25 protein-coding genes and 1 pseudogene are annotated in these 23,425 nt (G+C 64.9%); 18 read left to right on the forward strand and 8 right to left on the reverse strand.

From position 1 onward, the window contains the following. The first annotated feature begins 135 nt into the window (after positions 1 to 135). The 5 genes from GJ631_RS03320 to GJ631_RS03340 are packed head-to-tail and all read left to right on the forward strand — an operon-like array spanning position 136 to position 2,925. Positions 136 to 666, forward strand: coding sequence for a hypothetical protein (locus tag GJ631_RS03320; protein WP_156707780.1), 531 nt, complete (start codon positions 136 to 138; stop codon positions 664 to 666). 48 nt (positions 667 to 714) lie between these two features. Then, a complete protein-coding gene (locus GJ631_RS03325) occupies positions 715 to 1,254 on the forward strand; it encodes a hypothetical protein (RefSeq protein ID WP_156707781.1) in 540 nt (179 codons plus the stop codon). Beyond that, positions 1,254 to 1,643, forward strand: coding sequence for a hypothetical protein (locus GJ631_RS03330; protein WP_156707782.1), 390 nt, complete (start codon positions 1,254 to 1,256; stop codon positions 1,641 to 1,643). Before GJ631_RS03325 ends, GJ631_RS03330 begins: the two co-directional genes overlap by 1 nt. Further along, the gene (locus GJ631_RS03335; RefSeq protein ID WP_156707783.1) at positions 1,640 to 2,617 is read left to right on the forward strand and encodes a helix-hairpin-helix domain-containing protein; all 978 of its coding nucleotides are present in this window, start codon (positions 1,640 to 1,642) and stop codon (positions 2,615 to 2,617) included. Before GJ631_RS03330 ends, GJ631_RS03335 begins: the two co-directional genes overlap by 4 nt. Continuing rightward, positions 2,584 to 2,925, forward strand: a complete 342-nt coding sequence (locus GJ631_RS03340; protein WP_197424804.1) for a hypothetical protein — start codon at positions 2,584 to 2,586, stop codon at positions 2,923 to 2,925. Before GJ631_RS03335 ends, GJ631_RS03340 begins: the two co-directional genes overlap by 34 nt. 2 nt (positions 2,926 to 2,927) lie before the next feature. Here the strand turns inward: GJ631_RS03340 and GJ631_RS03345 are convergent, their stop codons facing one another. Next, complete coding sequence (locus GJ631_RS03345) at positions 2,928 to 3,356, reverse strand: HIT family protein (RefSeq protein WP_156707784.1); 429 nt, start codon at positions 3,354 to 3,356, stop codon at positions 2,928 to 2,930. A 131-nt stretch (positions 3,357 to 3,487) separates the two neighbouring features. Here GJ631_RS03345 and GJ631_RS03350 point away from each other — a divergent pair, with 131 nt between their 5' ends. The 8 genes from GJ631_RS03350 (at position 3,488) to GJ631_RS03385 (ending at position 11,863) form a co-directional block, all read left to right on the forward strand. Continuing rightward, positions 3,488 to 4,744 (forward strand): ABC transporter substrate-binding protein, encoded by a 1,257-nt coding sequence (locus GJ631_RS03350; RefSeq protein WP_156707876.1) that lies wholly within the window; start codon positions 3,488 to 3,490, stop codon positions 4,742 to 4,744. Then, on the forward strand, positions 4,744 to 5,595 hold the full coding sequence (locus GJ631_RS03355) for an ABC transporter ATP-binding protein (RefSeq protein WP_156707785.1): 852 nt from the start codon (positions 4,744 to 4,746) through the stop codon (positions 5,593 to 5,595). Before GJ631_RS03350 ends, GJ631_RS03355 begins: the two co-directional genes overlap by 1 nt. A gap of 25 nt (positions 5,596 to 5,620) precedes the next feature. Then, positions 5,621 to 6,469: an ABC transporter ATP-binding protein gene (locus GJ631_RS03360; RefSeq protein ID WP_156707786.1), complete on the forward strand. Its 849-nt coding sequence runs from the start codon at positions 5,621 to 5,623 to the stop codon at positions 6,467 to 6,469. Position 6,470: 1 nt separating this feature from the next. Then, positions 6,471 to 8,537, forward strand: coding sequence for an AMP-binding protein (locus GJ631_RS03365; RefSeq protein WP_156707787.1), 2,067 nt, complete (start codon positions 6,471 to 6,473; stop codon positions 8,535 to 8,537). Continuing rightward, positions 8,530 to 9,483 (forward strand): branched-chain amino acid ABC transporter permease, encoded by a 954-nt coding sequence (locus GJ631_RS03370; RefSeq protein ID WP_156707788.1) that lies wholly within the window; start codon positions 8,530 to 8,532, stop codon positions 9,481 to 9,483. Before GJ631_RS03365 ends, GJ631_RS03370 begins: the two co-directional genes overlap by 8 nt. Before the next feature lie 96 nt (positions 9,484 to 9,579). Further along, positions 9,580 to 10,626 carry a hypothetical protein gene (locus GJ631_RS03375; protein ID WP_156707789.1) on the forward strand — a complete coding sequence of 349 codons (1,047 nt, stop codon included), beginning with the start codon at positions 9,580 to 9,582 and terminating at the stop codon, positions 10,624 to 10,626. Then, positions 10,626 to 11,024, forward strand: coding sequence for a PaaI family thioesterase (locus GJ631_RS03380; protein WP_156707790.1), 399 nt, complete (start codon positions 10,626 to 10,628; stop codon positions 11,022 to 11,024). The genes GJ631_RS03375 and GJ631_RS03380 overlap by 1 nt, the downstream gene beginning before the upstream one ends. Further along, on the forward strand, positions 11,021 to 11,863 hold the full coding sequence (locus GJ631_RS03385) for an amidohydrolase family protein (RefSeq protein WP_231753877.1): 843 nt from the start codon (positions 11,021 to 11,023) through the stop codon (positions 11,861 to 11,863). Before GJ631_RS03380 ends, GJ631_RS03385 begins: the two co-directional genes overlap by 4 nt. On the opposite strand, the gene GJ631_RS18905 is transcribed toward GJ631_RS03385, so the two are convergent. After that, positions 11,864 to 12,226 (reverse strand): enoyl-CoA hydratase/isomerase family protein, encoded by a 363-nt coding sequence (locus GJ631_RS18905; RefSeq protein ID WP_231753878.1) that lies wholly within the window; start codon positions 12,224 to 12,226, stop codon positions 11,864 to 11,866. Between the two features lie 49 nt (positions 12,227 to 12,275). After that, positions 12,276 to 12,704 (reverse strand): annotated as a pseudogene (locus tag GJ631_RS19410) (enoyl-CoA hydratase/isomerase family protein); the annotation flags it as partial. Positions 12,705 to 12,742: 38 nt separating this feature from the next. Between GJ631_RS19410 and GJ631_RS03395 the strand changes: the two are divergent. Next, entirely contained in the window at positions 12,743 to 13,510 is a 768-nt protein-coding gene (locus GJ631_RS03395; protein ID WP_156707792.1) for an SDR family NAD(P)-dependent oxidoreductase, read from the forward strand. A gap of 4 nt (positions 13,511 to 13,514) precedes the next feature. Here the strand turns inward: GJ631_RS03395 and GJ631_RS03400 are convergent, their stop codons facing one another. Then, a complete protein-coding gene (locus GJ631_RS03400; RefSeq protein WP_156707793.1) occupies positions 13,515 to 14,654 on the reverse strand; it encodes a phenylacetate--CoA ligase family protein in 1,140 nt (379 codons plus the stop codon). Positions 14,655 to 14,711: 57 nt separating this feature from the next. Beyond that, a complete protein-coding gene (locus GJ631_RS03405; protein ID WP_156707794.1) occupies positions 14,712 to 15,362 on the reverse strand; it encodes a uracil-DNA glycosylase family protein in 651 nt (216 codons plus the stop codon). Between the two features lie 130 nt (positions 15,363 to 15,492). On the opposite strand from GJ631_RS03405, the gene GJ631_RS03410 reads away from it, so the two are divergent. Beyond that, positions 15,493 to 15,678, forward strand: coding sequence for a hypothetical protein (locus GJ631_RS03410; protein WP_156707795.1), 186 nt, complete (start codon positions 15,493 to 15,495; stop codon positions 15,676 to 15,678). Here GJ631_RS03410 and GJ631_RS03415 read toward each other — a convergent pair whose 3' ends face one another. Further along, a complete protein-coding gene (locus tag GJ631_RS03415; protein WP_156707796.1) occupies positions 15,679 to 15,915 on the reverse strand; it encodes a hypothetical protein in 237 nt (78 codons plus the stop codon). Positions 15,916 to 16,003: 88 nt separating this feature from the next. Between GJ631_RS03415 and GJ631_RS03420 the strand changes: the two genes are divergently transcribed. Genes GJ631_RS03420 through GJ631_RS03430 form a run of 3 tightly spaced genes read left to right on the forward strand, consistent with a single transcriptional unit; the run spans position 16,004 to position 21,476 of the window. Next, entirely contained in the window at positions 16,004 to 16,231 is a 228-nt protein-coding gene (locus GJ631_RS03420) for a hypothetical protein (RefSeq protein ID WP_156707797.1), read from the forward strand. A gap of 53 nt (positions 16,232 to 16,284) precedes the next feature. Then, on the forward strand, positions 16,285 to 19,497 hold the full coding sequence (gene ileS / locus GJ631_RS03425; protein ID WP_156707798.1) for an isoleucine--tRNA ligase: 3,213 nt from the start codon (positions 16,285 to 16,287) through the stop codon (positions 19,495 to 19,497). Positions 19,498 to 19,505: 8 nt separating this feature from the next. Continuing rightward, entirely contained in the window at positions 19,506 to 21,476 is a 1,971-nt protein-coding gene (locus tag GJ631_RS03430) for a CARDB domain-containing protein (RefSeq protein WP_156707799.1), read from the forward strand. Positions 21,477 to 21,491: 15 nt separating this feature from the next. Here the strand turns inward: GJ631_RS03430 and prs are convergent, their stop codons facing one another. After that, on the reverse strand, positions 21,492 to 22,325 hold the full coding sequence (prs, locus tag GJ631_RS03435; protein WP_156707800.1) for a ribose-phosphate diphosphokinase: 834 nt from the start codon (positions 22,323 to 22,325) through the stop codon (positions 21,492 to 21,494). A gap of 184 nt (positions 22,326 to 22,509) precedes the next feature. Beyond that, positions 22,510 to 23,385: a polyprenyl synthetase family protein gene (locus GJ631_RS03440; RefSeq protein ID WP_156707801.1), complete on the reverse strand. Its 876-nt coding sequence runs from the start codon at positions 23,383 to 23,385 to the stop codon at positions 22,510 to 22,512. Between the last annotated feature and the right edge of the window lie 40 nt (positions 23,386 to 23,425).

Genomic DNA, 23,425 nt, shown 5'->3' on the forward strand with positions numbered 1-23,425 from the left:
CGCCGGCCGGTTGATGTCCCATTACTCTCCAACGTCTGTTTGGAAATGTATCAATCAATAACCAATTATATGTTATTTCGACCTAGATAACTATTTATTATAGTTGTGAGTACGTAAAATTTGGAGGTACAAACAATGTCAGTCGGACAAGAACTACTAGACGTGCCGCTTCCCGAGATGGTTGCCAGCCTCGGTCAGGGTATCGCCGACGCACAGCATCAACTCGACATGAACTCGGTGGAGGTCGCAAAGACCCTCGCCGAAACGGAAATCGAGGTCGTGCCCGCGATAACTCGCACTATCAACGCCGACGGGAGCGTCGATTACGACTCCGCGGACGCTATCGACGTTTCCCTGCTGCAGGCCGGGATGTTCCCGACGTTCTATCAGTTCTCCGAGGCGACTATCGAGGTCGAGATGGACATCAAGACTACCACGTCGACGGAGACGCAGGTAGACGTAAGCGCCAGCGGCAAGGTCGGGTTCGGTCTCTGGAGCGCCCGCATCGACACCGACGTGAGTCACAACCGGAAGTTCGGCAAGGAGGTCCACGGCACGAGCAGGCTGGTGACGAAGATGCAGCCGGTTCCGGAACCGCCGTACCTGTTCCCGGAAGTCGAAACCGTCGACAATCGGCCGTCGGGCGACGGCGAGACCGAAGCCTGAACCACCCGAATCTCGCATTTCCCACGCTTACCACCCGAAACTGTCACCATGCCAATTCGACCGTCGGACCTACAACATCGAGGTACCGCTCACACACAGCCGGTTCGCGAAGAGCTTGACGTCCCGTTCGACGACCTGCTATACCTACTCGCGGAGGGAATCGCCAGCGCACAGACGAAACTCGACCTCTCGACGGCCGAACTGCTCGAAACCCTCGCGGAGACCGAAGTCGACGTCGTCCCGCAACTCACCCGCCGAATCGACGAACACGGCGGGGTCGAGACCGAATCGGCCGCCACCGAATCGCGGTCGCTGCTCGAACTCGGCTTTACACCGACTCGCTATCAGTTCTCGGAAGCCACCCTCGAGGTCGGTGTCGACATCCGATTCAGCGAGGAAGGCGAACGCGAAAGCGAGTCCGAAGGGCGACGTCTCGGGCTCCGCGCGGGCACCTACGAGGTGACCGAACAGCGCAAATACGACCGCGAGGTCGAGGCGAACGCACGAATCAACGCGCGACTCCAGCCGGTTCCACTCCCCGTCGAGTTGTCGCCCACCGAGACGCGTGACACTCCGGAGGGTGAGTGATGTCGACCGAGCAGTGGGCCTCCAGACCGCTGAAGGAGTTCATTCGGTCGCTGGCCGTCTCCGTCGCGGAGGGGCAAGAGGAGTTGGACCGTCGGACGATGCGGGTCCAGCGGGAACTCGAACGTGCCGCCGAGAGCGGCGAACTCGACGTCCAGATGGACGCCTCGTGGCTCCGGTTTTCAGAGGTCGAAGCCGACCTCCAAATCGCCGTCTCCATCGAGGGCGAGGAGATTCGCGACGACAGCGGGACGGTCCGTGGCTACCGCCCGAAACTCGGGGCGACGCCAGTCAACCCCCGCTCCCGGAGTCAGTTCGACATCGACGCGGAAATGACAAGCGAGGTGACCGTGCGTATGGTCCCTGTTCCCCCGGAGCGTCGACAGTCATGAGCGGTAAGAAGTTTCCGACCGACGACCGCCGATACGTGAGTGCCCGGTCGTTTCAACTCGAAGAGATTCCGCAGGTCGAAACGAAGAAACTCGAAACCATCGAGCGGGCGGCCATCGAACGCGCTGTCAGCGAACGCGAAGCCATCATCCAGAACCTCCAGACGGACGTTCTGGAGATTCGTGGCGAGCGAAACGCCCTCGAAAGTCAACTCTCTCGTCTGGAGTCCGAGCGCGACGACCTCCGAGACCGCATCCAGCAACTCGAAGTCGAGCGCCCGAAACTCGAACCGAAGACGGTGTTTTCGAACCTCGGGTCGGCCGTCGGGGACGTACGGACGGAACTCGATGCGGCCAACTACACCATAGACGACGTGGCGTTTTCGCTCAAAGCCAACGTGATACAGGACAACGACGGGATTCGGCTGCACTTGCCGTCGCTCGACGAGCGGTTCGCAAGCGAGAACCTGAGTGAAATCTCCTTCCGGGTCCGTGCGGGCGACTCAGAGCCGGAGGGCCCGGAAGCCGACTACAGCGAGGTGCCGGACCTCCTGGGAACCGACTTGGAGACGGCGAGAGGGCGACTGAACCGGGCCGGACTCTCCGTCGGGGAGGTCACGACGGTGGAAGACGCCACGTCGCCGCCGAACGCCGTCGTCGACCAGTTCCCCGAACCGTACGCCCTCGCACCACCGGAGGCCCCGGTCGATTTGACGGTCGCCGACGAACGCCACGTCGAGGACGCCGACTCGGATGCCGACTCCGAACCGACGGAACCAACCGAGAAACAGCCGTCGGAATCGCTTGAGGCCATCGACGGCATCGGGCCGACGTACGCAGAGCGCCTGCGCGATGCGGGCGTCGCCGGCGTCGCGGCGCTGGCGGAGATGGACCCCAAAGCGGTCGCCGAAATCGCTAACACCTCCAACAGTCGGGCCGAGTCGTGGGTCGAACAGGCGCGGTCGATGCTGACGTGACGATGGATATGGCAGAGCGGTTCGGCGCCGACATCACCGTCGAGGGGCCGGCGTCGGATGTCGTCGGAACGTTCCTCGTGAAACGCCCCGAAAACGTCGACCACGACCAGTTCATGGTCGGATTGCTCGGTGCCATCGGTTCTCCCGACCGACTCGTGATGCACCACCGTTCGGGGTTTGCGGTCGTCGTGCTACTATATGGCCGAGCCCAGCGGCTGAAAGCGTATCCGTGGGTGGAAACGGTCGGTGGCATCCGATTCGACCCAGAGCGCTTTGCGGCGGTGACTGGGACCTCCGCCCCGCTTTGAGGTCATTCCGCGGCGTCGCCGATGTCGGCGGCGATGGTGTCCAACTCCTCGTCGGAGAGTTCCGGTAGCGTTCGGACGATTGAGTGGACGGCGCCGCCGCCGTCGCCGTCGAATCGCGGGACGAGATGGCCGTGGACGTGGGGGACCTCCTGGCCGGCGGCGTCACCGTCGTTCATGCCGACCGTGACGCCGTCGGCGTCGACGGCCGCCTCGACGGCCGAGGTGAGTCGGCCGAGCGTCTCGAAGACGGCATCCCTGTCGGCCGCCGGCAAATCGGAGACGCGTTCGTGGTGGTTCTTAGGAATAACCAACGTGTGTCCGCGTGCGAGCGGATTGGCGTCGAGAAACGCCAGTACGTCGTCGTCCTCGTAGACGGTTCGCGCCGGAATTTCGCCGTCGATGATGCGACAGAAAATACAGTCGTCGGTCATGTTCCCGGTTTCTTCGAGGAGCGTCATCAATCTTGGCTCCAGTTACTTTTGTACTTTTATACGGGCATATTAGGTTGTTTATAGGGGTAAAGAATAAACCGCATTCCTACGAACGGTTGTTTCGTAACGCCATGGGACACGATTACAACGCACACAACCGGCGGACGTTCATGAAGGCGACGGCTGGAACGATGGCGGTCGGCGCCCTGGCCGGTTGTCTCGGCGGTAACGGCAACGGCAACGGTAACGGGAACGGTGGGGACAGTATTACTGTTCCAGGTCTGTACGACGAAAGCGGCGGAACCTCCGACGTGGGACGGCCGACCGCAATCGGGTCGCGGGACGCCATCACGTATTTCAACGAGAACGACCTCATTCCGCAGGAAATCAATCACCCGAACAACGACTACGCCTACGAGGTGCCGCAGGCCCAGCAGTACTACGACGAGTACACCTCGGGGTCGGAGCCACCGATGATTATCGGCTGGGGGACTGCCGACACCGAGGCGCTGTCGGGAACGGTTGCCGAAGACGAAATCGTCTACGTCTCGGCGTCGTACTCGGCGAACCTCCTGACCGAGGAAGCCCCCTACAACTTCTTCGGCAACCTCGACTACACGAGTCAGGCGCGGGCCCACCTCAAGTGGATTGCCGACAACGACGCGGAGGCGACCATCGCCTTCATCTTCTCGAACAACCCCTTCGGACAGGCGCCCGTCGAGGGTGGCAAGCAGTACGCCGAGGAGCTGGGGCTGAACGTCGCCGAGGACATCAACCTCCCGCTGGACGCCAACTCCGCGACGACGCAACTGCGGCAGGCGCGGGACGCCGACGTGGATTACCTCATTCACCAGAACACGGCCGCGCCGATGCAGGTGTTGCTCTCCGACAGGGAGGACATCTACCCCGACGTGACCGTCTGTGGACTGACCTACACCGTCGACGAACCACGCATCCAGGAGTCCCCGGAGAACTTCGAGGGCGTCCGCTACGTCAGTGCCTTCCGGACCTTCCAGGGGGCACTCGATTCGGGCGGCGACGGCACGTCCATGATCGAGGAGAACTTCGAACGCGAGGGGCGGGACATGGACGACCCGTCGGTCGCGAACCTCAACTACGTCCGCGGGTGCATCCACGGGCTGCTCGTGTTGAAGGGGCTGCAGAACGCCATCGACGCCGACCGCGACCCCACGAGCGGGTCGGACGTCCGTCAGTCGATGTTCGACATCGAGGACGACACCATGTGGGACCTCGCCGAGCCGTTCACCTACACGGAGGAGGACCGCCGGCCGACGATGACCGGCCGTCTGTTCGAGGTTTCCGACGGGTCCTTCGAATTCGACACGACGGTCGAACTGCCCCGGCGTGACGACTGGATTGGGCTCTGATGACCGCGAGCGAACGCGAGGCGGTTTCGGCGGACGCCAGCGCCGAGGACGAGGAGACGCCCGTCGTCGAACTCGACAACGTCGAAATCGTCTACGACCGCCACTTCCTGGCGGTACAGGGCGTCTCGATGTCCGTCGATGAGGGCGACATCGTCGCGCTGTTGGGTCCCAACGGTGCCGGCAAGTCGACCATCCTCAAGATGATAAGCGGTATCGGCCGCAGCGAGCGCGGTGAGGTCTCCCGCGGGCGCGTGTTCTACGACGGCGAGGACGTGACCAACAACGGGGCCAACGAGATGGTCGACCGCGGCGTCACTCACATCCTCGAGGGTCGGCGCGTGTTCGAGGACCTCACCGTCGAGGAGAACCTCCGTTGTGGGCTGTACCGCGGCGGCCGACGCTTCCGGTTCGAGGAGGACGACTACGAAATCGCCTTCGAGTACTTCCCGCAACTGGAGGAAATCCTCGATTTGAAAGCCGGCTACGCCAGCGGCGGCCAACAGCAGATGCTCGTCATCGCGCGGGCGCTCATCCACCGGCCGCGACTGCTGCTGTTGGACGAACCCTCCCTCGGCTTGGCGCCGAAACTCGTCGAGGACATCTTCGAGACGCTCGTCGAAATCAACCGACAGGAGGACATCACGATGATTATCGCCGACCAGAACGCCCAGCGAACGCTCGATATCGCCGACTACGGCTACGTGATGGAGAACGGTCAAATCGAGCTGAACGACCCGGCCGACGTGTTGTTGAACCGCGAGGAAATCAAGGAGTTCTACCTCGGCACCTCCGGCGACGGCTCTCGATACACCGACATCCGTCACTACAAAATCCGCAAGAGGTGGACCTGATGTCTCGGATTGGGAGGTGGCCACGGTGAGCGTCGACGACGCTAACGTGGGGTCCGATACCGATGCCGCCGCAGCATCGCTCCGGTCGGGCCCGGCGATTCCCCCCGAAGACGCGGTTATCGGCTGTCGAGACGTGACCAAGACGTTCGGCACCGTCACCGCCGTCGACGACGTGAGTATCGGCATCGAACCCGGCGAGTGGGTGTCCATCGTCGGGCCGAACGGCGCCGGCAAGACGACGCTTCTGAACATCCTCAACGGCTTCTACACGCCCGACCCCGGCGGGACGGTGTATCTCTCCGGGGAGGACGTGACAGGCACGCCCGAACACTACCGCGCCCGCAACGGACTGGGGCGGACCTTCCAGGGGCTCGAACTGTTCGAAGACGAGGACGTCATCGAGAACGTGATGACGGTGCGGGCGGTCAAGAACCGACCGAACCTGCTGTCGGCGATGCTGTTCTACGGCGCCGGCCGGAAGACCGAAGCCGAGAACATGCGCCGCGTCGAGGAGATACTCGACTACCTCGAGTTGTGGGAACACCGCCACTCGAAAATCGCGACGCTGCCGCTCGGCGTCCGCCGCCGCGTCGACCTCGCACGGTCGCTGGCGCTGGAACCGGACGTCCTCCTTCTGGACGAGGCGATGAGCGGTCTCACCTTCGACGAGAAGTACGACATGATTCGGTTCCTGACCGACCTCCACGAACAGGAGGACCTCGCGCTCGTGATGATCGAACACGACCTCGAGGTCGTTACGTCCGTCTCCGACCGGATGATCGTGATGCAGAAGGGCGGCGTCATCGCTCGCGGCCCGCCCGAAGCGGTCACCGAAGACCCCGAGGTCGCTCGCGTGTACACGGGGGTGGACTGAGATGGCGACCGAAGACGGAGTGACCGGCGATACCGACAGCAGCCTCGCGGTCGACCGGGTGCTGTCCGCCCCCGAGGGGGAGGACGTGCCCATCGTCTCCGACCAGGCACTGCCGGAAATCCTCTTCGACCACGTCGAGGAACACGGCGACGACATCGCCTTGCGGTGGAAGCGATACGGCGTCTGGCAGGAGTTCACCTGGGAGGAGTACTACGAGCGCGTCGAACACTTCGCGCTCGGACTCGAAACGTACGGCTTCGAGGCCGGAGACGTCCTCTTCACCATCGGCTACAACCGGCCCCACCAGCTGTGGGCCTGGATGGCCGCCCAGTCGCTGGGCGGGATGGCCGCGCCGAACTACGAGGACATGCTCCCGGACGACATCCGCAAACAGCTCCAACTGCTGGAGCCGTCGGTCGTCTACGCCGAAGACCAGGAGATGGTCGACAAACTCCTGTTGGTCGCCGACGACGTGCCGTCGCTGGACACCATCATCTACCGCGACGAGAAGGGGATGTTCCGCTACGAGAACGGCGAAAAGACGGACCCCGGCGACCCCGAAATCGTCTCCTACGAACACGTCGAGGAACTGGGCGCCGAGCGGCTCGAAACCGGTGAGGTGGCCGACGACTACCTCTACGAGCGCGTGAAAGCCATCGACCCCGACACCCCGGCGATGTTGCCGCCGACCTCCGGGACGACCGGCATGCCAAAGCGGGTGAAGTTGAGTCACTTCAACTTCCTGAACCTCGCGAACGCGGCCATCGAAATCGACCCGCTGCCGAAGGAGTCCGATTACTTCTCGTATCTCCCGATGGCGTGGGTCGGCGAGCAGATGATACTCATCGCGGCGGCGTTCGTCGGCGGTTGGACCGCCAACTTCCCCGAACAGCCCGAAACCGAGGCCGAGGACCTCCGTGAAATCGGCCCGGAAATCATCTTCTCGTCGCCGAACCGCTACGAGGCGTGGGTCGCCGACATCAAGGCGAAAATCGAGAACACCACGCGACTGAAGCGGTTCGTCTACGAGAAGGCGATGTCTATCGGCCGGAAGTACGCCGAGTACATCAGCGGCGACAAAAGCGACGAGGAGCCGCCGGCGACCCTTCGGGCCGCCCACTGGCTGTCGTACTGGGTCGCCTACCGGCCCATCCTCGACAAAATCGGGCTGAAACGCGCGAAGAACGTTTACACGGGCGGTGGCCCCCTCGGCGAGGACCACTTCTCGTACTATCACGCCCTCGGTGTGCCCCTGAAACAGATTTGGGGCCAGTCCGAGGTGTGTGGGTTCGTGACGATGCACCGCGACGACGACATTCAGGTCGACACCGTCGGCGAGGTGTTCCCGAACGTCGAGGTCGGCATCACCCCCGGCGGGGAGTTGCTCGTCCGCGGCCCGGTCGTCACCTCGGGGTACTACGGCATGCCCGAGAAGACCGAATCCGCGATGGAAGACGGCTGGCTCCACACCGACGACTTCGGGGCGCTCACCGACGACGGTCAGGTCAAAATCTTCGACCGGATGGACGACGTACTGGAGTTGAACGACGGCACCGCGGTCGCGCCCATCAGCGTCGAGACGAAACTGAAGTTCAACCCCTACGTGAAGGAGGCGCTGGTCGTCGGTGACGGCCGAGACTCGCTCGCTGCGGTGTTGAACCTCCGGTTCGACAACGTCGCCGAGTGGGCCGACCAACGCGACATCCAGTACGCCGGCTACAAGGACCTGACCCAGAAGCCGCCCGTGTTGGAGTTGATGCGACAGGTCGTCGCCGAAACCAACGAGGACCTCGAACACCCCATCGAGCGGTTCCTCATCCTGTTCAAGGAGTTCGACGCCGACGACGGCGAACTCACTCGGACGGGGAAGATACGTCGGGAGGTCGTCGTCGACCGCTACGGGAAACTCGTCGACGGACTGTACGGCGACCAGGAGGACGTCGAGATGGACATAACGATAACGTATCAGGACGGACGCGAATCGGAAGAACACGGCACGATGGCTATCGTCGATGTCGAGGAACCGGTCGAGGCCGACGACGGCGAGGAGGTGATGCTCGATGGTTGATTTCGTCACGTTCCTCGACATCACCATCTCGGGAATCGGCCTCGGGGCGCTGTACGCCCTGGTCGCGATGGGCTTTGCGCTCATCTACAAGGTCACGGGCGTGTTGAACTTCGCCCAGGGAGAACTCGCCTTGGTCGGCGCCTACGGCGTCGTCATCCTCGGCACGTCGTCGCTGATTTCGACTCCGTTGCCGGCGGTGGCGGCCGTCGGAGCGACGATTCTGTTCGGCATCATCCTCGGTATCTTCCTCGAACGGGTCATCTTCCGGCAGTTCATCGGCGAACCGGTGCTGTCGGTCATCATCGTCACGTTGGCGCTCGGTGGCATTTTCAGCGGGTTCATCCGGTTCCTGCTCGGGCCGAACTACCGGTCGTATCCCGAGGCGCTGACGTTCGGATTCAGTATCGACCTCCCGCTGGGAACGTCCATCTCGGCGGCGTACGCGCTGGCGGTGGCGCTGGCGCTCGTCGTCGTCGTCGCGCTGATGTTGTTCTTCCGGTACACCGTCACCGGCAGCATCCTGCGGGCGGCCGCCAGCGACGAACAGGCGGCGATGGTACTCGGCGTGAGCATCGAGCGCACCATCGCACTCGCGTGGGCGCTCTCCATCGGCATCACCGCCATCGGCGGAGTGCTGTTGGCGATGTCCTCCGGGGGTGCTGGCTTCTCCATCGTGGCGACCGGCATCATCATCTTCGCCGCCGTTGTCTTCGGCGGCCTCGACTCCATCCCCGGAGCGTTCCTCGGGGCCATCATCGTCGGGCTGTTACAGGAGTTGGGGTCGTTCTACCTCGAGGGCGGGTCGGCCGTCGTCCTCCCAGTGGTGGACGTGCAACTGAACTTCGGTGCCGGCTTCGGCGAGATACTGCCGCTGATATTCCTGCTCGTCGTCATCGTCGTAAAACCGTACGGCCTGTTCGGCACCGAACGCATCGAGAGGCTCTAACATGTTCGAGACACACACCTTCGAGAGGCGACCCGACCGCGTGCAGTCGGCCACGGTGGCCGCGAGTGACCGACCGACTACGGAGGTGCCGTAGCCGTGCCCTGCGGTGAGTACTTCACGAGCTACGAGTCCCGAATGGGGCTGTTCCGCTGGCGCATCCAGCGGGTCGCACTCGTCCTCGCGTTACCCATCCCGTTCATCCTGCCGTTGCTCGGGTTGGGCGGAGGGAACGTCTCGCTGCTGTCGCAGATGTTCATCTTCGCCATCGCGGTCCTCGGATTGAACGTCATTCTGGGGTACGCCGGCGAAATCGTCCTCGCACAGGGGGCGTTCATGGCCATCGGCGCGTACACGACCAGTCGGATGCTCACGACCGGCGCCGGTTTGTTGCCTTCGATGGCCGTCGGCGGCCTGATGGCGGCACTCGTCGCCGTCGCCTTCGGTCTCCCGTCGTTCCGCGTCAAGGGGTTCTACATCGCCATCTCGACGCTGGCGCTGCAGTTCATCGCCGAGTGGTTCTTCAACAACAGCCGCGCCGAGTGGATTCACGGCGGTGCCCAACAGCAGATACCCTCGGATATCGGCCTCATCGGTCCATTCGGTGGTCTGGGCGGCGACCTCAGCATCTACTACCTCTCGCTCGTAGCGATGCTGTTCTTCGCCATCCTGTCGCTGAACCTCTCGCGGACCGGCATCGGCCGGACGTTCCGGGCGGTCCACGAGAACGACCTCGCGGCGGCGGTGCTCGGGGTCAACGTCTTCAAGAACAAACTGCTGGCGTTCGCCATCGGCGGGTTCATGATTGGCGTCTCCGGCGGGCTGTACGCCGTCTACATCGGATTCATCAGCCCCGATTACTTCACGCTCGCGCTCACCCTCGAACACTACGTGATGCTGCTGTTCGGCGGGTTGGGTCGGGTGTGGGGTGCGCTGCTCGGCGTCGGCGTCGTCACGATACTGCAGGACATCCTACAGAGCATCCTGCAGTCGATTTCGGCGGCCACCGGACTGAACGCGACGTCGCTGGTCTCGGTGTTCTTCGGCATGGTTATCATCATCGTGCTGGCCGTCGAACCGAAGGGCGTCCTCGCGGCGCTCGGACAGCTCAAGGAGTACTTGCGGAAGTGGCCTTACGCCTACTGATGGGCGACGCCACCGAGACCGCACGGGAGTTGCTCGACCTCCCGTTTCACCGCGCCAACGGCATCGAAATCGTCTCGGCGTCCGCCGACGGGGCCCACACGCGGTGGCCCTTCGACGAGTCGCTGCTCGGCAACCCCGAGGTGCCGGCGATTCACGGCGGCGTCATCTCCGCGCTCGCGGACCTCACCGGCGCCGCGCCGTTCGTCGGCGGGTTGGGCCGGTACACGCCGACGGTCGACCTCCGGGTCGACTATCTGACCCACGCCGGCGAGGCCGACCTCGAAGGCCACGCCGAGGTGCGACGACACGGTGACACCGTCGGCGTCGCCGACGTGGTCGTCGAGTCGGGCGGGGACCGATGTGCGGAAGCCCGTGGGGTGTACAAGTTGGGACGATGACCGACGAGACGCTTTCGGGCGCGACGGACGTGCACGTCCATCTCATGCCCGACCGGCTGATGGCAGCGATACGCGGCGCGCTCAACGAGGACGCCGGCTGGGAGTTCCCGCACCCGACCGACCGCGAGGCTATCGAGGCGGAACTCCGCGAAAACGGCGTCGAGCGTTACTGTGCGCTCCCCTATGCCCACAAGCCCGACATCGCCGCCGACCTCAACGAGTGGGTGCTCGACCGCGCTTCGGAATCCGATATGTGCGTTCCCTTCGCGACGGTCCACGGTGACGACGACGTTCGACCCATCGTCCGTGAGGCCTTCGAGGCGGGCGCACGCGGGCTGAAGTTCCAGTGTCCCGTCCAGGGAGTCGGCCCCGACGACCCGCGTCTCGACCCGGCCTTCGAGTTGGCCGCCGAGTACGACCGGCCGATTCTGTTCCACGCCGGTACCGCGCCGATGTTCCGGGATTCGCCGCACGTCGGCGTCGAATCGTTCCGGTCGTTCCTCCAGTCGTATCCGGAGGTCCGGGCCTGTGCGGCCCACATGGGCGCCTTCGAGACGGCGGCGTTCATCGAGACGGCGCGCAACCACGACAACGCGTTCCTCGACACCTGTTTTGCGATGTCGACGGCCGTCGGAAACTACATGGATTTCGACCCCAGCGACATCGACGATTCGGTGTTCGAGGAGCTGTCGGGGCGGGTCATGTACGGCTCGGATTACCCCAACATCCCACACCCGTATCGGGCGGAGTACGAGGGATTGCTACAGCGAGACCTCTCGGATGAGGCCTTCGAGGCGCTGTTCTCGGGAGCAGCAGAGCGGTTCCTCGGCGAACGGTAGCTACTCCACGTCTTCGGGGTCACGCGGCCGCGTCCCGTGGAACCGTCGCGGTTTCTGTTCTTCGCGTGCGAGGAACGCCTCGGCGCGCTCCTGGAACTCCGGGGAGTCCCACACTCGGGCGGTGAGGTCTCGGGCCATCTCCTGGCCGGTCAACCCGAGGTTCGTCCACTGTTTCATGACGGCCTTGATGGTTCGGTAGGCCTGTGGACTCTTCTCGTCGGCGATGGTCGTGAGAATCTCCGCGGCCTTCGCCTCGGCGTCGCCGTCGTCGACGACGCGGTTGATGAGGCCGATAGATTTCGCCTCCTCGGCCTCCAGCAGTCGCCCCGTCAACAGCAGGTCCCGGGCGCGTTTTTTCGCCAATCATCAGCGGGAGCAACTGCACGCCGCCGCCGGCGGCCGTCGAGCCGACGCCGACCTCCGGTTGGCCGAAGCGGGTCGACTCGCCGGCGACGATGAGGTCACACGCCGAGGCGAGTTCGTTGCCGCCGGCGACGCAGGTCCCCTCGGCGGCGGCGACCACGGGCTTGCCCGTATCGCGCAGCAAATCCAGCGTCTCGAAGTACGCCGTCATCCAGCGGGCGCCCTCCTCCCACTGTAGTTCGGTCAACTCCGCGAGCGAGGCCCCCGAACAGAAGGGCGGTTCGGTCGACCCGAGGAGGATGCCGCGGACGTCGTCGTCGCGGTCGGCGTCGGTAATCGCGACGGTCAACTCGTCGAGGACACGGGAATCGAGGACGTTGTTGCGGTCGGCGCGGTCGAACCGAATCCGTGCGATACGGTCGTCCTCGGGATGGCGGTCGACGGCGATGGTTTCGTACGACATGTGTCGTGTGGTCATCCCACAGGGATATAACACCGGGGGACGACGGGTTGGTCATGCGTGGTTTAGACACCAAGACGGCACTGGTGACAGGGGCGGGCGGTGGCATCGGGAGCGCCATCGCTGGGCGGTTGGCCGAGGAAGGTGCGACCGTCGCGGTCAACGATATCGACGAGGAACGGGCCGAAGCCACCGTCGAGGCAATCGAGGAAGCCGGCGGCGAGGCGTTCCCGGTCGTCGCCGACGTGACCGACCTCGAATCGGTTCGTGAGATGGTCGAGACGGTCGTCGACCGCGCCGGGCTCGATGTGCTCGTCAACAACGCCGGCTGGGACCGCATCGAGTGGTTCCTCGAACAGGACCCCGACCGCTGGGACCGCATCATCGACGTGAACCTCCGCGGGCAAATCAACTGTGCGCGCGCGGCCGGCGAGGTCTTCGCCGACCGAGACGACGGCGGCACCGTCGTCGCCATCGCGTCGGACGCCGGTCGGGTCGGCTCGTCGGGGGAGGCAGTGTATGCCGGGACGAAGGGCGGTGTCATCGCCTTCACGAAGACACTCGCCCGGGAGTTGGCACGGGAGGGCGTCACCTGCAACGTCGTCTGTCCCGGTCCCGCGGACACGCCGCTCACGCGGGCGATGCGCGAGGAGTCGGAACTGGCCGAAGGTATCCTCGGGAGCATCGAATCTCAGACGCCGCTGGGTCGGATGACCGAACCCGACGACGTGGCGGGTGCGGTCGCCTACCTCGCCAGCGACGACGCCGCCTTCGTGACGGGGCAGGTACTCAGCGTCTCCGGCGGCCTGACGATGGTCGGATAGCGGGTCAGTACCGCTCGTCGACGACGCCGGTCTCGTCGATGTCGTCGACCAACTCGACCTCGTTGGGCGCGACGAGCAGGCGGTCTTTGACCGCCGCCGCGAGTTCGTCGATGTCGGCATCTCCTTCGACGACGAGCCGTATCTGGTCGGTCGACTCCGGTCGTGAGACCTCCAGTCGGAACTCGCCGGTCAGTCCATCGAAGCCGGCCAGCACGGTGCCGAGCGATTCGGGGTACAGTTTGACACCCTTGACCTTCAAGCGGCCGTCGGTCCGGCCGATGACGCCGTCGGGGAGGACGATTTCGCCGTCGCGTTGCTCCCACTCGGCGAGGTCGCCGGTGCGATAGCGGACGAGCGGACAGCCCTCCTTCTTGAGGTGGGTGACGACGAGTTCTCCGCGCTCGCCGAACGGGAGCAACTCGCCGGTGTCGGGGTCGACGACCTCGACGAGCGCGTAGTCGTCTAGGAGATAGAGGCCATCCTCGTTTTCGGTCTCGGCGGCGACCGGAAGGATTTGTCTGGTGCCGAAGTAGTCGACGGCGGTGTCGGCGCCGAGGGCGTCTTTGACCTGCTCGCGCATGCCCGGAATCGAGGTGAACGGTTCGCCGGCGCCGACGAAGGTGTCGACGCTCGCGCCGGCGTCGCCGACTTTCAGCGCGAAGGAGGGGTTGCCGACGAGGGCGTCGACGTCGAACTCCGAGACGGTCGCGGCGGCCTGTTCGGACTCGCCCGGGCCGGCCGGGATGACCTCCGCGCCGAGGGCTTCGAGGCCGCGCTGGACGATGATACCCGTCCCGAAGGTGTGGTACCCGAAAGTGTTGAGCACGCGGTCGCCCGCTTCGATGCCGGCGCGCTCGAAGGCGCGGGCGTTGGCCTCGGCCTGCCACTCGAGGTCCGCCGTCGTGTCGAAGACGGGTGCGAGGTCGTCGCCGAGGGGCGTGAAGCACATCATCGCCGCGCCGTCGTACAGCGACCCCTCGGGTGCGTGGTCGTCGTAGTCGGCCTTCAGGTCCTTCCCCGTGAGAAACGGCAACTCGCGGAACGCCTCCCAGGAGTCGACTGGGCCGAGGTCGTCGTACAGTTCGTAGTCACCGACGCGTTCGAGTTGTTCGTTGACCGCAGCGAGGGTCTCCTCGTCGTCCATGCTTCGAGAATCCGGCGGAAACGACAAAAAACCGTAGGCCGGTTGACCGCCGCTCGGTCAGCGGGGGCCGGCGCCGACGCGTTCCAGCGCCGCCGAGATGGCCGATTCGTACTCCTCGGGCTCGTAGTCGAGTCGCGGAATCCAGACGTCCTCGTAGGAGGGGTGCAGTATCGGGACCAGCGGCGGCAGTGTGTCGGTTTCGATGGTCGTCAGGACGGTTTCGAGGAAGCCATCGAGGCTCCGGTCGACGGCGGCCAGCAGCGATTCCGTGGCGTGGCGGCCGGTCGGAACGACACACGCCGGTTGGACGTCCGCCAGTTCCGAACGCAGGTACGGCCGACAGTTGGCGCGCTCTGCGGCCGTCGGTTCGCGGTTCGAGGAATCGGGGGCTTCGGGGTTTTCGGCGGGAAAACACTTCACGGCGTTCGTGAAGTACAGTTCCTCCTCGTCGTAGCCGAGTGCTTCGAAGCGTTCGCGGATGCGGCGGCCGCTGTGGCGTGCCGTGTAGGCCATCCCGGTGTGGTTGCCGCCCCGCCAGGGGTCGGCGTCGGGGTCGCCGGCACCTGGGGCCTCGCCGACGACGACGAGCGTCGCATCGAGCGAGCCGACGCCCCAGGAGATGCAGTTCCGGCTCTCGACGAGTCGGGGACAGCGCCGGCAGTCCGACGCGAGGGGGGTTCGGTTCTCCGAGTCGGGAAACGTCGCCATCGACGGGACGTGGGTCGGCGGATAAGTCAGTGTTCGCTTCGCGTGTTTTAGGGACATATTACAGCATATAAGTATGGATTCGATATCGACAGAACGCTTAACACCGTCTACCGCTTCCGCTCACTTGCGAATGAGTGACACACCCTCCGACTCGGACGAGTTGCCCGAACCGATGACCGAAGCACCGCCACACTCCGCTCGCGACGACGAGCGGTACGCACACCTCTCGCTCGGCGACGGGGAAGTCGTCATCTACGACCGGGAGGACCCCGAAACGTGGCTCCAGTCGGATTTCGCCGTCGAAATCGGCGCCTGATTACTCGATTAGCGGGAGCACTGCGCCGAAGACGATTGGTGTAACGAGGCCGACGACCACACCGAGCGTTTCCATGCCGAAAAAGACCGTGTCCAGCGTCGCCGGCACCGTCGAGAGGAAGGCATGACCGCCGATTTCACCGACGGCGCCGACGGCGAACAGGCCGACGCCGAACAGGAATCCCAGTTTCGCCAACCGCGCGTGGTCCAGGCTTCGACCCCCTGTTTGATGGCTCATAGTCGCCGTTTTCCACTCGGTAGCGAAAGCGTTTCGATTCCTTCGTTCAGCCGAAAAGCCTATTTTCCGCACTCGCCGAGTAGGGCCAATGCGAGAACTCCTCGTGGCCGCGGTTGAACTCGCTGGGTATCTCCTCGGAACGGTCGCCCTCGCGGGCGCCGGCGTCTTCGCCGAACTGACCAGCCTGACGTATCTCGATGCCGGAAACACCATGTTCGCGGCCTGGCTCGCGGTGATGGGGTTCGTCGCCCTGTACGGTGCGTTCTCGATCGGTAACGACCACCTTCTGCCGCGACTCCGCGAGCGACGCGCGTAGAGCCCTTCGCACAGTACCGATTCTCCTTTAACAGCGGGGCCGGATTACCAGGTATGAGCAGGTTCGCCGAGGTCGACGACCAGTACGACCCCGACGCGGTCGAAGCACGGGTGTTCGACCACTGGGACGACGTCGACGCCTACGACCAGACCAAGGAGCGCTTCGCGGACGAAGAGCCGCTGTTCTTCGTCGACGGCCCGCCGTACACCTCCGGGGCCGCCCACATGGGGACGACGTGGAACAAGACGCTGAAGGACGCCTACATCCGGCATCTCCGAATGCGTGGCCACCACGTCACCGACCGACCGGGCTACGACATGCACGGCCTCCCCATCGAGACGAAAGTCGAGGAGAAACTCGGCTTCGACAACAAAAAGGACATCGAGGAGTTCGGCATGGAGAACTTCATCGAGGAGTGTAAGACCTTCGCCGACTCCCAACTCGAAGGGCTACAGGACGACTTCAAGTCCTTCGGCGTCTGGATGGACTGGGAGAACCCCTACAAGACCGTCTCCCCGGAGTACATGGAGGCGGCGTGGTGGGGCTTCGAGCAGGCCCACGAGCGCGGCCTCGTCACGCAGGGGAAACGCTCCATCACGCAGTGTCCCCGCTGTGAGACGGCCATCGCGAAGAACGAAGTCGAGTACCACACTGCCGAGGCGCCGTCTATCTACGTGAAGTTCCCCCTCCGGAACCGCGAGGGCAATCTGGTCATCTGGACGACGACGCCGTGGACCATCCCCGCGAACACCTTCGTCGCCGTCGACGAGGACGTGACTTACGCGGAAGTCGAGTACGACGACGAGATTCTGTATCTCGCGAGCGACGTGGTCGACGACGTGATGGGACGGGTCGGTGCTGAACCCGAAGATTACACCGTTCTCGAGGAACTCCCGGGGTCGGACCTCATCGGCTGGGAGTACGACCACCCGCTGGCCGAGGAAGTCCCCGACCACGCTCAGGCCGAGGGCTCCCAGCAGGTGTATCACGCCGACTATGTCGAGGTCGACCGCACCGGGATGGTCCACTCCGCGCCCGGCCACGGTGAGGAGGACTTCGAGCGCGGCCAGGAACTCAACCTCGAAATCTTCTGTCCGGTCGCCTCCGACGGCGTCTACACCGCCGAAGCCGGCGATTACGAGGGCGAGTTCGTCCGCGACGCAAACGACGACATCGTCGCCGACCTTCGCTCGAACGGCCACCTCCTGCTTTCGGAGTCGGGTCACACCATCGACGAGGGGCAGTGTTGGCGCTGTGACACCGACATCGTCCGCATCGTCACCGACCAGTGGTTCATCACGGTCACCGACATCAAAGACGAACTCCTCTCGAACATCGAGGATTCGGAGTGGCACCCACAGGAGGCCCGCGAGGGCCGCTTCCGGAAGTTCGTCGAGAACTCGCCGGACTGGAACGTCTCCCGACAGCGCTACTGGGGTATCCCCATCCCCATCTGGACGCCCGAGGACTGGGACGGCCACATGGGCGACGCCATCGTCGTCGGCACCCGCGAGAAACTCGCCGACCTCGCAGACCAGGACATCGACCCCGAGGAGATAGACCTCCATCGGCCGACCGTCGACGACATCACCATCACGGACGGCGACACCACCTACACTCGCGTGCCGGACGTTTTCGACGTGTGGCTGGATTCGTCGGTCGCCTCGTGGGGGACGCTCGATTTCCCGTCGAACGAAGACGACTTCGAGGAGTTGTGGCCCGCCGACCTCATCATGGAGGCCCACGACCAGACCCGCGGGTGGTTCTGGTCGCAACTCGGGATGGGAACCGCCGCCCTCGGCGAGGTGCCGTACAACGACGTGCTGATGCACGGGTGGGCACTCGCTGAGGACGGCCGGAAGATGTCGAAATCCATCGGCAATATCGTCGCGCCACAGGAGGCCATCGACCGCCACGGTGCCGACCCGATGCGGGTGTTCCTGCTGAGCCAGAACCCACAGGGCGACGACATGCGCTTCTCGTGGGACGAGATGGCCAACCGCCAGCGGGACCTCAACATCCTCTGGAACGTGTTCCGATTCCCGCTGCCGTACATGCGGATGGACGACTTCGAACCCAGCGTTGCGACGGAGTCGCAACGAGGCGGAGGCGGCGCAGCCGCCGGAGCGCTCGAGGACGCCGAACTGGAGACGGTCGACGAGTGGGTGCTCTCCCGCCTGCAGTCGGTCACCGCCGAGATGACCGACCAGTGGGACGACTACCGACAGGACAAGGCACTGGACGCGCTGCTGGAGTTCATCGTCGAGGACGTCTCGCGGTTCTACATCCAGGTCGTCCGCGAGCGGATGTGGGAGGAGGAGCAATCGGAAAGCAAGCAGGCCGCCTACGCGACGCTGTATCACGTCCTCGTGGAGACGACGAAACTCCTGGCGCCCTACGCGCCGTTCGTCGCCGACGACATCTACGGGACGCTCACCGGCGAGGACGGTTTCGACACCGTCCACATGTGTGAGTGGCCCGAGGTCGACGAGTTCTTCCACGACACCCAACTCGAAACCGACGTCGAAATCGTCGCGGCCGTCGAGGAGGCGGGCTCCAACGCCCGCCAGCAGGCCGAGCGGAAACTGCGCTGGCCCGTCACGCGCGTCGTCGTCGCTGCCGACGACGAGGCTGCCGCCGAGGCCGTCGACCGACACCGCGACCTGCTCCGTGACCGCCTCAACTCACGCGAAATCGAACTCGTCGAACCCGGCGCCGACTGGGAGGAACTGCAGTACAGCGCCCGTGCGGACATGTCGGTGCTCGGCCCCGCATTCGGCGACGAGGCCGGCGAGGTGATGAACGCGCTCAACGCCGTCACCGTCACCGAACAGTCGCTCAACGTGCTGTCGAGCGCCGTCGCCGAGGAACTCGGCCGCGAGGTCGAATTGACCGAGGAGATGGTGTCGTTCAACACCGACACGCCCGAGGGCGTCGAGGGAACCGCCTTCGACGTCGACGGCGACGACCGGGGCGTCGTCTACGTCGACACGACGCTTACCGAGGACATCGAGTCGGAGGGGTACGCCCGCGAGGTCATTCGCCGGATTCAGGAGATGCGCAAGGACCTCGACCTCGAAATCGACGCCGAGATTCGGGTCGACCTCGATGTCGCCGACGACCGCATCGCGGGCCTCGTCCGCGAACACGAGGACCTCATCGCCGGTGAGGTCCGTGCGAGTGGCTTCGGCGGCGTCGACGACGGTTACGAACAGGACTGGACCGTCGAAGACACCGACATGCGGATAACTATCGAGGCTGTATAGCGGCGTAGATGTCACGGGCGCGGGCGATTGCGCTTTCGGTGCTGTTGACGTGTTGGTTGCTCGCGGGCAGCGTCGCGTTCGCGATGCCCGCGGCCGCAGCGACCATCGAGGTCGACAACACGCTCTCCCAGACCGACACGAAAGGCGAAGTCGACGTGCAAACGCAGGTGACCGTTCCCGACGGAGTAACGTCGCTGGAGATAACGATTCCCGAGGACACCGACGTGTACGAAACCGAGGGGTTCAGCCAGTCGGGAACCGACGGCCGAACCTACGAGTGGACCGGCGGGACCGACCGACCGTTCGTCCGGTACGATTTGGCCGGCAACCGTACCATCGACCGAGGCAGCGGTGAGCAGTTCCTCTATGCCGTCACCGACGAGTGGGCAGTCGTCCGGTCGCCGAGCATCAGCGTTCGGGCGACGGGCATCGACTTGCGTATCAATTGCTCGAACCACGTCGACGGCGAGGGTGTCGCCGGACGACACATCACCTATCTCGGTGGGTTCGAGGAACATACCCGCGAGGCGGCCGGACAGCGCTTCCGACTTATCGAGTCCGAACACGGTGATATGCGCGAAAACCCGGAGGACGTTCTCGACTCGCTTGCCCACGCCGCCAACCACTTCGAGACGGGCGCTCGCGACGACAGCGTCCTCGTCATCGCCGTCCCGTCGAACGTCGACTGGGCCGCCACCGGCGTCCAGCGCGGTGATTCCGACATGTGGGTCCGCGACGACGAACGCCTCGACACCGCTCGGAACACCTGGATTCACGAGTACATCCACACCAGACAGGACTACGACCGGACCGAGGCGACCCGGTGGACCATCGAGGGGATGGCGGACTACTACGCCGCGTTACTCACCTACGAACAGGGGCGAATCGACTTCGAGACGTTCCAGGCACAGATGGATGACGGGACGCGCGACCGATACAGCGACGTACAGCTATCCGACCCCGCAACGTGGGAGAACACTCGCGGCAACTACGAGAAGGGCGCGCTCGTCTTCGGCCACCTCGACCGGCGGCTTCGAGCGGACGCCGACACGACGCTCGCGGCCGCAATCGCCGAGTTCAACGACCCCGGGACGGAGTTGACACAACGGCGATTCCTCGACGCCATCGAAACCACTGGAAATGCCGACATCCGCGACGACGCCGAGCGGTACACCGAGACGACCGAGACGCCGCCGGTCTGGAGCCGCCAGCAGCACCTCGACGCCTTCGGCGGCGCCGACATCCGATACGAGTTCGAGGAGTTCGCGGTGTCCGGACCCTACCGTGAGGCCACAATCGATTCGCCGCGTGTCGTCACCGGCGAGACGCTCGAACCGACCGTTCGAATCCGCAACGTCGGCACCGACGCCGGCGAGTACACCGCCGAGCTTCGCGTCGACGGCGAGACGGTCGGAGAGCGAACCGGCACCCTCGACGCCGACGAGGCGGCGACGGTGACGTTCCAGCGACGCTTCGACGCCGCCGGCGAGTACGACCTTTCGATTGGCACGACCACCACCACGGCCGTCGTCGAGGAACCGGCCGACGTGGCGGTCACCGACCTCACCGCCGCTCCGGCAGACCCGACGCTCGGTGAGTCGGTGACGCTCCGGGCGACCGTCGAGTCGTCGGCGGACCGACCGGCCGACGGCGACGTGACTTTCGCCGTCGACGGCGAGTCGGTCGCGACCGAGCGGGTTCAACTGAACGACGGGTCGGTGACCGTCGAGACGACGACGACTTTCGAGGAGTCCGGCGAGTACACCGTCACCGCTGGCGACCGTTCGACGACGGTGTCGGTCAGGTCCGAGACGGCGACGCCCGGCGGAACGGAATCGGGGATGCCGCAGTCGACGGAACAACCGACCGACGGCCCCGACCGGCCAACGACGCCGACGGAAGGTGCCGGCTCCGGGTTCGGTGTCAGTGCTGCGGCCCTCGCGGCTCTCGCGGCGGTCGTGCTGTTCGGCCGTCGATAGTCGACGCGCCGCTCCTCAGAGGTATTCTGCGAGTGCGGGTGCGACGCTGACCGTCGACACCGCACGCTCGATGGTGTCCGTTCCGAACACACCGTCGACGCCGGCGCGGGCCAGTTTCGTCCGGGCACTGGCGGCGAGCATCGGGTGGACGCAGGTGACGAACACGCGGTCCGGCCCGTTCAACTGCGCGATGGCGGTGCTCATCGTCGACCCCGTGGCGACGATGTCGTCGACCAACACCACGTCGCGACCGGCCGTGTCGGCGTCGCTCGGCTGCATCTCGACCTCCGTATCCGAGAGGCGGTGTTTCTCGAAGTAGTCGAGTTCGCCGTCACCCGCGGCGTCGCGGACGGTCCTCGCGAGGTCGATGGCACCCTCGTCTGGCGAGAGGAAAAGCGGGTCAGAAAGCGCCGGGAGGGCGTCGGCGAGCACCCCGGAGGCGTCGACGGCTCGACACGGCACGTCGAAGAAATCGCACACTGCATTCTCGTGAGGATTGACCGTCAGCACGCGGTCGGTTCCCGTCGAGATGGCTCGGGCCATCGCACGCGCGGAGACGGGTTCGCCCTCGGCGAACGCCTCGTCCTGTCGCGCATACCCCATGTACGGCAGGACGGTGATGACCTCCTCAGCCTGCTGGCGGGCGGCGTCCTGCAACTGGAGCAACTCGATGTGGGCGCCGTCGGAGACCGTCGAGGCGACGACGACCGCGCGGTCGTCGGTGTCCGGAACGCGGACGACCCGTTCCCCGTCGGCGAACTGTTCGTACTCGACGGCCGCAAGCGGCTCTCCCAGCACGGCCGAGAGTGTGGCCGCGAGGTCCTGTGAGGCGGAGCCCGGAACTATCATGCGCGAGGCTCCGCGTTCCGGGGGTAAACGCGTTTTCCTTCGACCTTTTTCCCGCTCGGGTGCGCCTCCGGCGCACCACTCGCGGCAAAAACGTCGATGAAAAAGGCGCGAACGCGCCGTCGGCGCGTTCGCGTGAACCGCGCTCGCTGCGCTCGCGCGGATGCTGGACTAATTACAACACAAGTTACCGCTCTCGAACCACGACGAACTCCGCGAGGTCTTCGAGATACCCGACGGCCTCCGAGCCGACGGAGTCGGCGGCTTCGAGTGCCGCCAGTGCCGCGTCGGATTCCTCGCGAGCGCGTTGGTTCGCCTCTTCAGGCGTCATCTCCGTAATCTGTACCAGTGAGGGGCGGGCCATCTCCTCGTCTTGGCCGGTCGGCTTGCCGAGTTCCTCGGCGTCGGCCGTCGCGTCGAGAACGTCGTCGCGAATCTGGAAGGCTATACCGACCCGCTCGGCGTATTGGCCGAAGGCCTCGACGGTGTAGGCGTTGGCATCGGCGGCGACCGCGCCCAACTCCGCGGCGGCCCGGAACAGCGCACCCGTCTTCCGGCGGGCGAGTTCCATGTACTCGGTTTCGTTCGTCGGTTGGGCGACGAGTTCGGTCGCTTCGCCCTCACCGAGTTCGACCATCGACTCGCTGACGACCTGCATGGCGCGTTCGTCGGCCGAAAACAGCGCAAAGGCCTCCCCGAGCAAGCCGTCACTGGCGACGATGGCGGGGCCGTGGCCGAACGCCGCCCACGCGCTGTCGACGCTTCGGCGCAGTTCGGACTCGTCGATGATGTCGTCGACGACCAAGGAGGCGTTGTGGACCAACTCGATGCCGACCGCGAAGTCGACGGCGTTTCGGGACGGCTTCGAGCCGCGGCCGTCCTCGCCGGACAGCTCGCCGCCGGCAGCCTCGAAGGCCAGAAGCGTCACCGTCGGGCGGACGCGTTTGCCCCCCGACAGCGAGACGTGTTCGAGGCGGTCGGTCATCGCCTCGGGGTCGGTCGAATCGAGGACGGCCTCGAGCCGGTCCTCGACGAACGACCGACGCCGCTCCAGATACTCCATAAAAGTGGTAGGTTCGTTCCTCGGAAGTACGTGTCGGATA

This window comes from Natronomonas sp. CBA1123 (assembly GCF_009741925.1).
In the GTDB taxonomy this organism is placed as follows: domain Archaea; phylum Halobacteriota; class Halobacteria; order Halobacteriales; family Haloarculaceae; genus Natronomonas.

Excerpts from the sequence above, each read along its gene's own strand:
- GJ631_RS03370 (WP_156707788.1), top strand. The coding sequence starts at position 8,530 with ATGGTTGATTTCGTCACGTTCCTCGACATCACCATCTCGGGAATCGGC.
- GJ631_RS03325 (WP_156707781.1), top strand. The coding sequence starts at position 715 with ATGCCAATTCGACCGTCGGACCTACAACATCGAGGTACCGCTCACACA.
- GJ631_RS03365 (WP_156707787.1), top strand. The coding sequence starts at position 6,471 with ATGGCGACCGAAGACGGAGTGACCGGCGATACCGACAGCAGCCTCGCG.
- GJ631_RS03395 (WP_156707792.1), top strand. The coding sequence starts at position 12,743 with ATGCGTGGTTTAGACACCAAGACGGCACTGGTGACAGGGGCGGGCGGT.
- GJ631_RS03380 (WP_156707790.1), top strand. The coding sequence starts at position 10,626 with ATGGGCGACGCCACCGAGACCGCACGGGAGTTGCTCGACCTCCCGTTT.
- prs (WP_156707800.1), bottom strand. The coding sequence starts at position 22,325 with ATGATAGTTCCGGGCTCCGCCTCACAGGACCTCGCGGCCACACTCTCG.
- GJ631_RS03330 (WP_156707782.1), top strand. The coding sequence starts at position 1,254 with ATGTCGACCGAGCAGTGGGCCTCCAGACCGCTGAAGGAGTTCATTCGG.
- GJ631_RS03345 (WP_156707784.1), bottom strand. The coding sequence starts at position 3,356 with ATGACCGACGACTGTATTTTCTGTCGCATCATCGACGGCGAAATTCCG.
- GJ631_RS03415 (WP_156707796.1), bottom strand. The coding sequence starts at position 15,915 with ATGAGCCATCAAACAGGGGGTCGAAGCCTGGACCACGCGCGGTTGGCG.
- GJ631_RS03335 (WP_156707783.1), top strand. The coding sequence starts at position 1,640 with ATGAGCGGTAAGAAGTTTCCGACCGACGACCGCCGATACGTGAGTGCC.
- ileS (WP_156707798.1), top strand. The coding sequence starts at position 16,285 with ATGAGCAGGTTCGCCGAGGTCGACGACCAGTACGACCCCGACGCGGTC.
- GJ631_RS03405 (WP_156707794.1), bottom strand. The coding sequence starts at position 15,362 with ATGGCGACGTTTCCCGACTCGGAGAACCGAACCCCCCTCGCGTCGGAC.
- GJ631_RS03350 (WP_156707876.1), top strand. The coding sequence starts at position 3,488 with ATGGGACACGATTACAACGCACACAACCGGCGGACGTTCATGAAGGCG.
- GJ631_RS03430 (WP_156707799.1), top strand. The coding sequence starts at position 19,506 with ATGTCACGGGCGCGGGCGATTGCGCTTTCGGTGCTGTTGACGTGTTGG.
- GJ631_RS03410 (WP_156707795.1), top strand. The coding sequence starts at position 15,493 with ATGAGTGACACACCCTCCGACTCGGACGAGTTGCCCGAACCGATGACC.
- GJ631_RS03355 (WP_156707785.1), top strand. The coding sequence starts at position 4,744 with ATGACCGCGAGCGAACGCGAGGCGGTTTCGGCGGACGCCAGCGCCGAG.
- GJ631_RS03385 (WP_231753877.1), top strand. The coding sequence starts at position 11,021 with ATGACCGACGAGACGCTTTCGGGCGCGACGGACGTGCACGTCCATCTC.
- GJ631_RS03440 (WP_156707801.1), bottom strand. The coding sequence starts at position 23,385 with ATGGAGTATCTGGAGCGGCGTCGGTCGTTCGTCGAGGACCGGCTCGAG.
- GJ631_RS03400 (WP_156707793.1), bottom strand. The coding sequence starts at position 14,654 with ATGGACGACGAGGAGACCCTCGCTGCGGTCAACGAACAACTCGAACGC.
- GJ631_RS03420 (WP_156707797.1), top strand. The coding sequence starts at position 16,004 with ATGCGAGAACTCCTCGTGGCCGCGGTTGAACTCGCTGGGTATCTCCTC.
- GJ631_RS03320 (WP_156707780.1), top strand. The coding sequence starts at position 136 with ATGTCAGTCGGACAAGAACTACTAGACGTGCCGCTTCCCGAGATGGTT.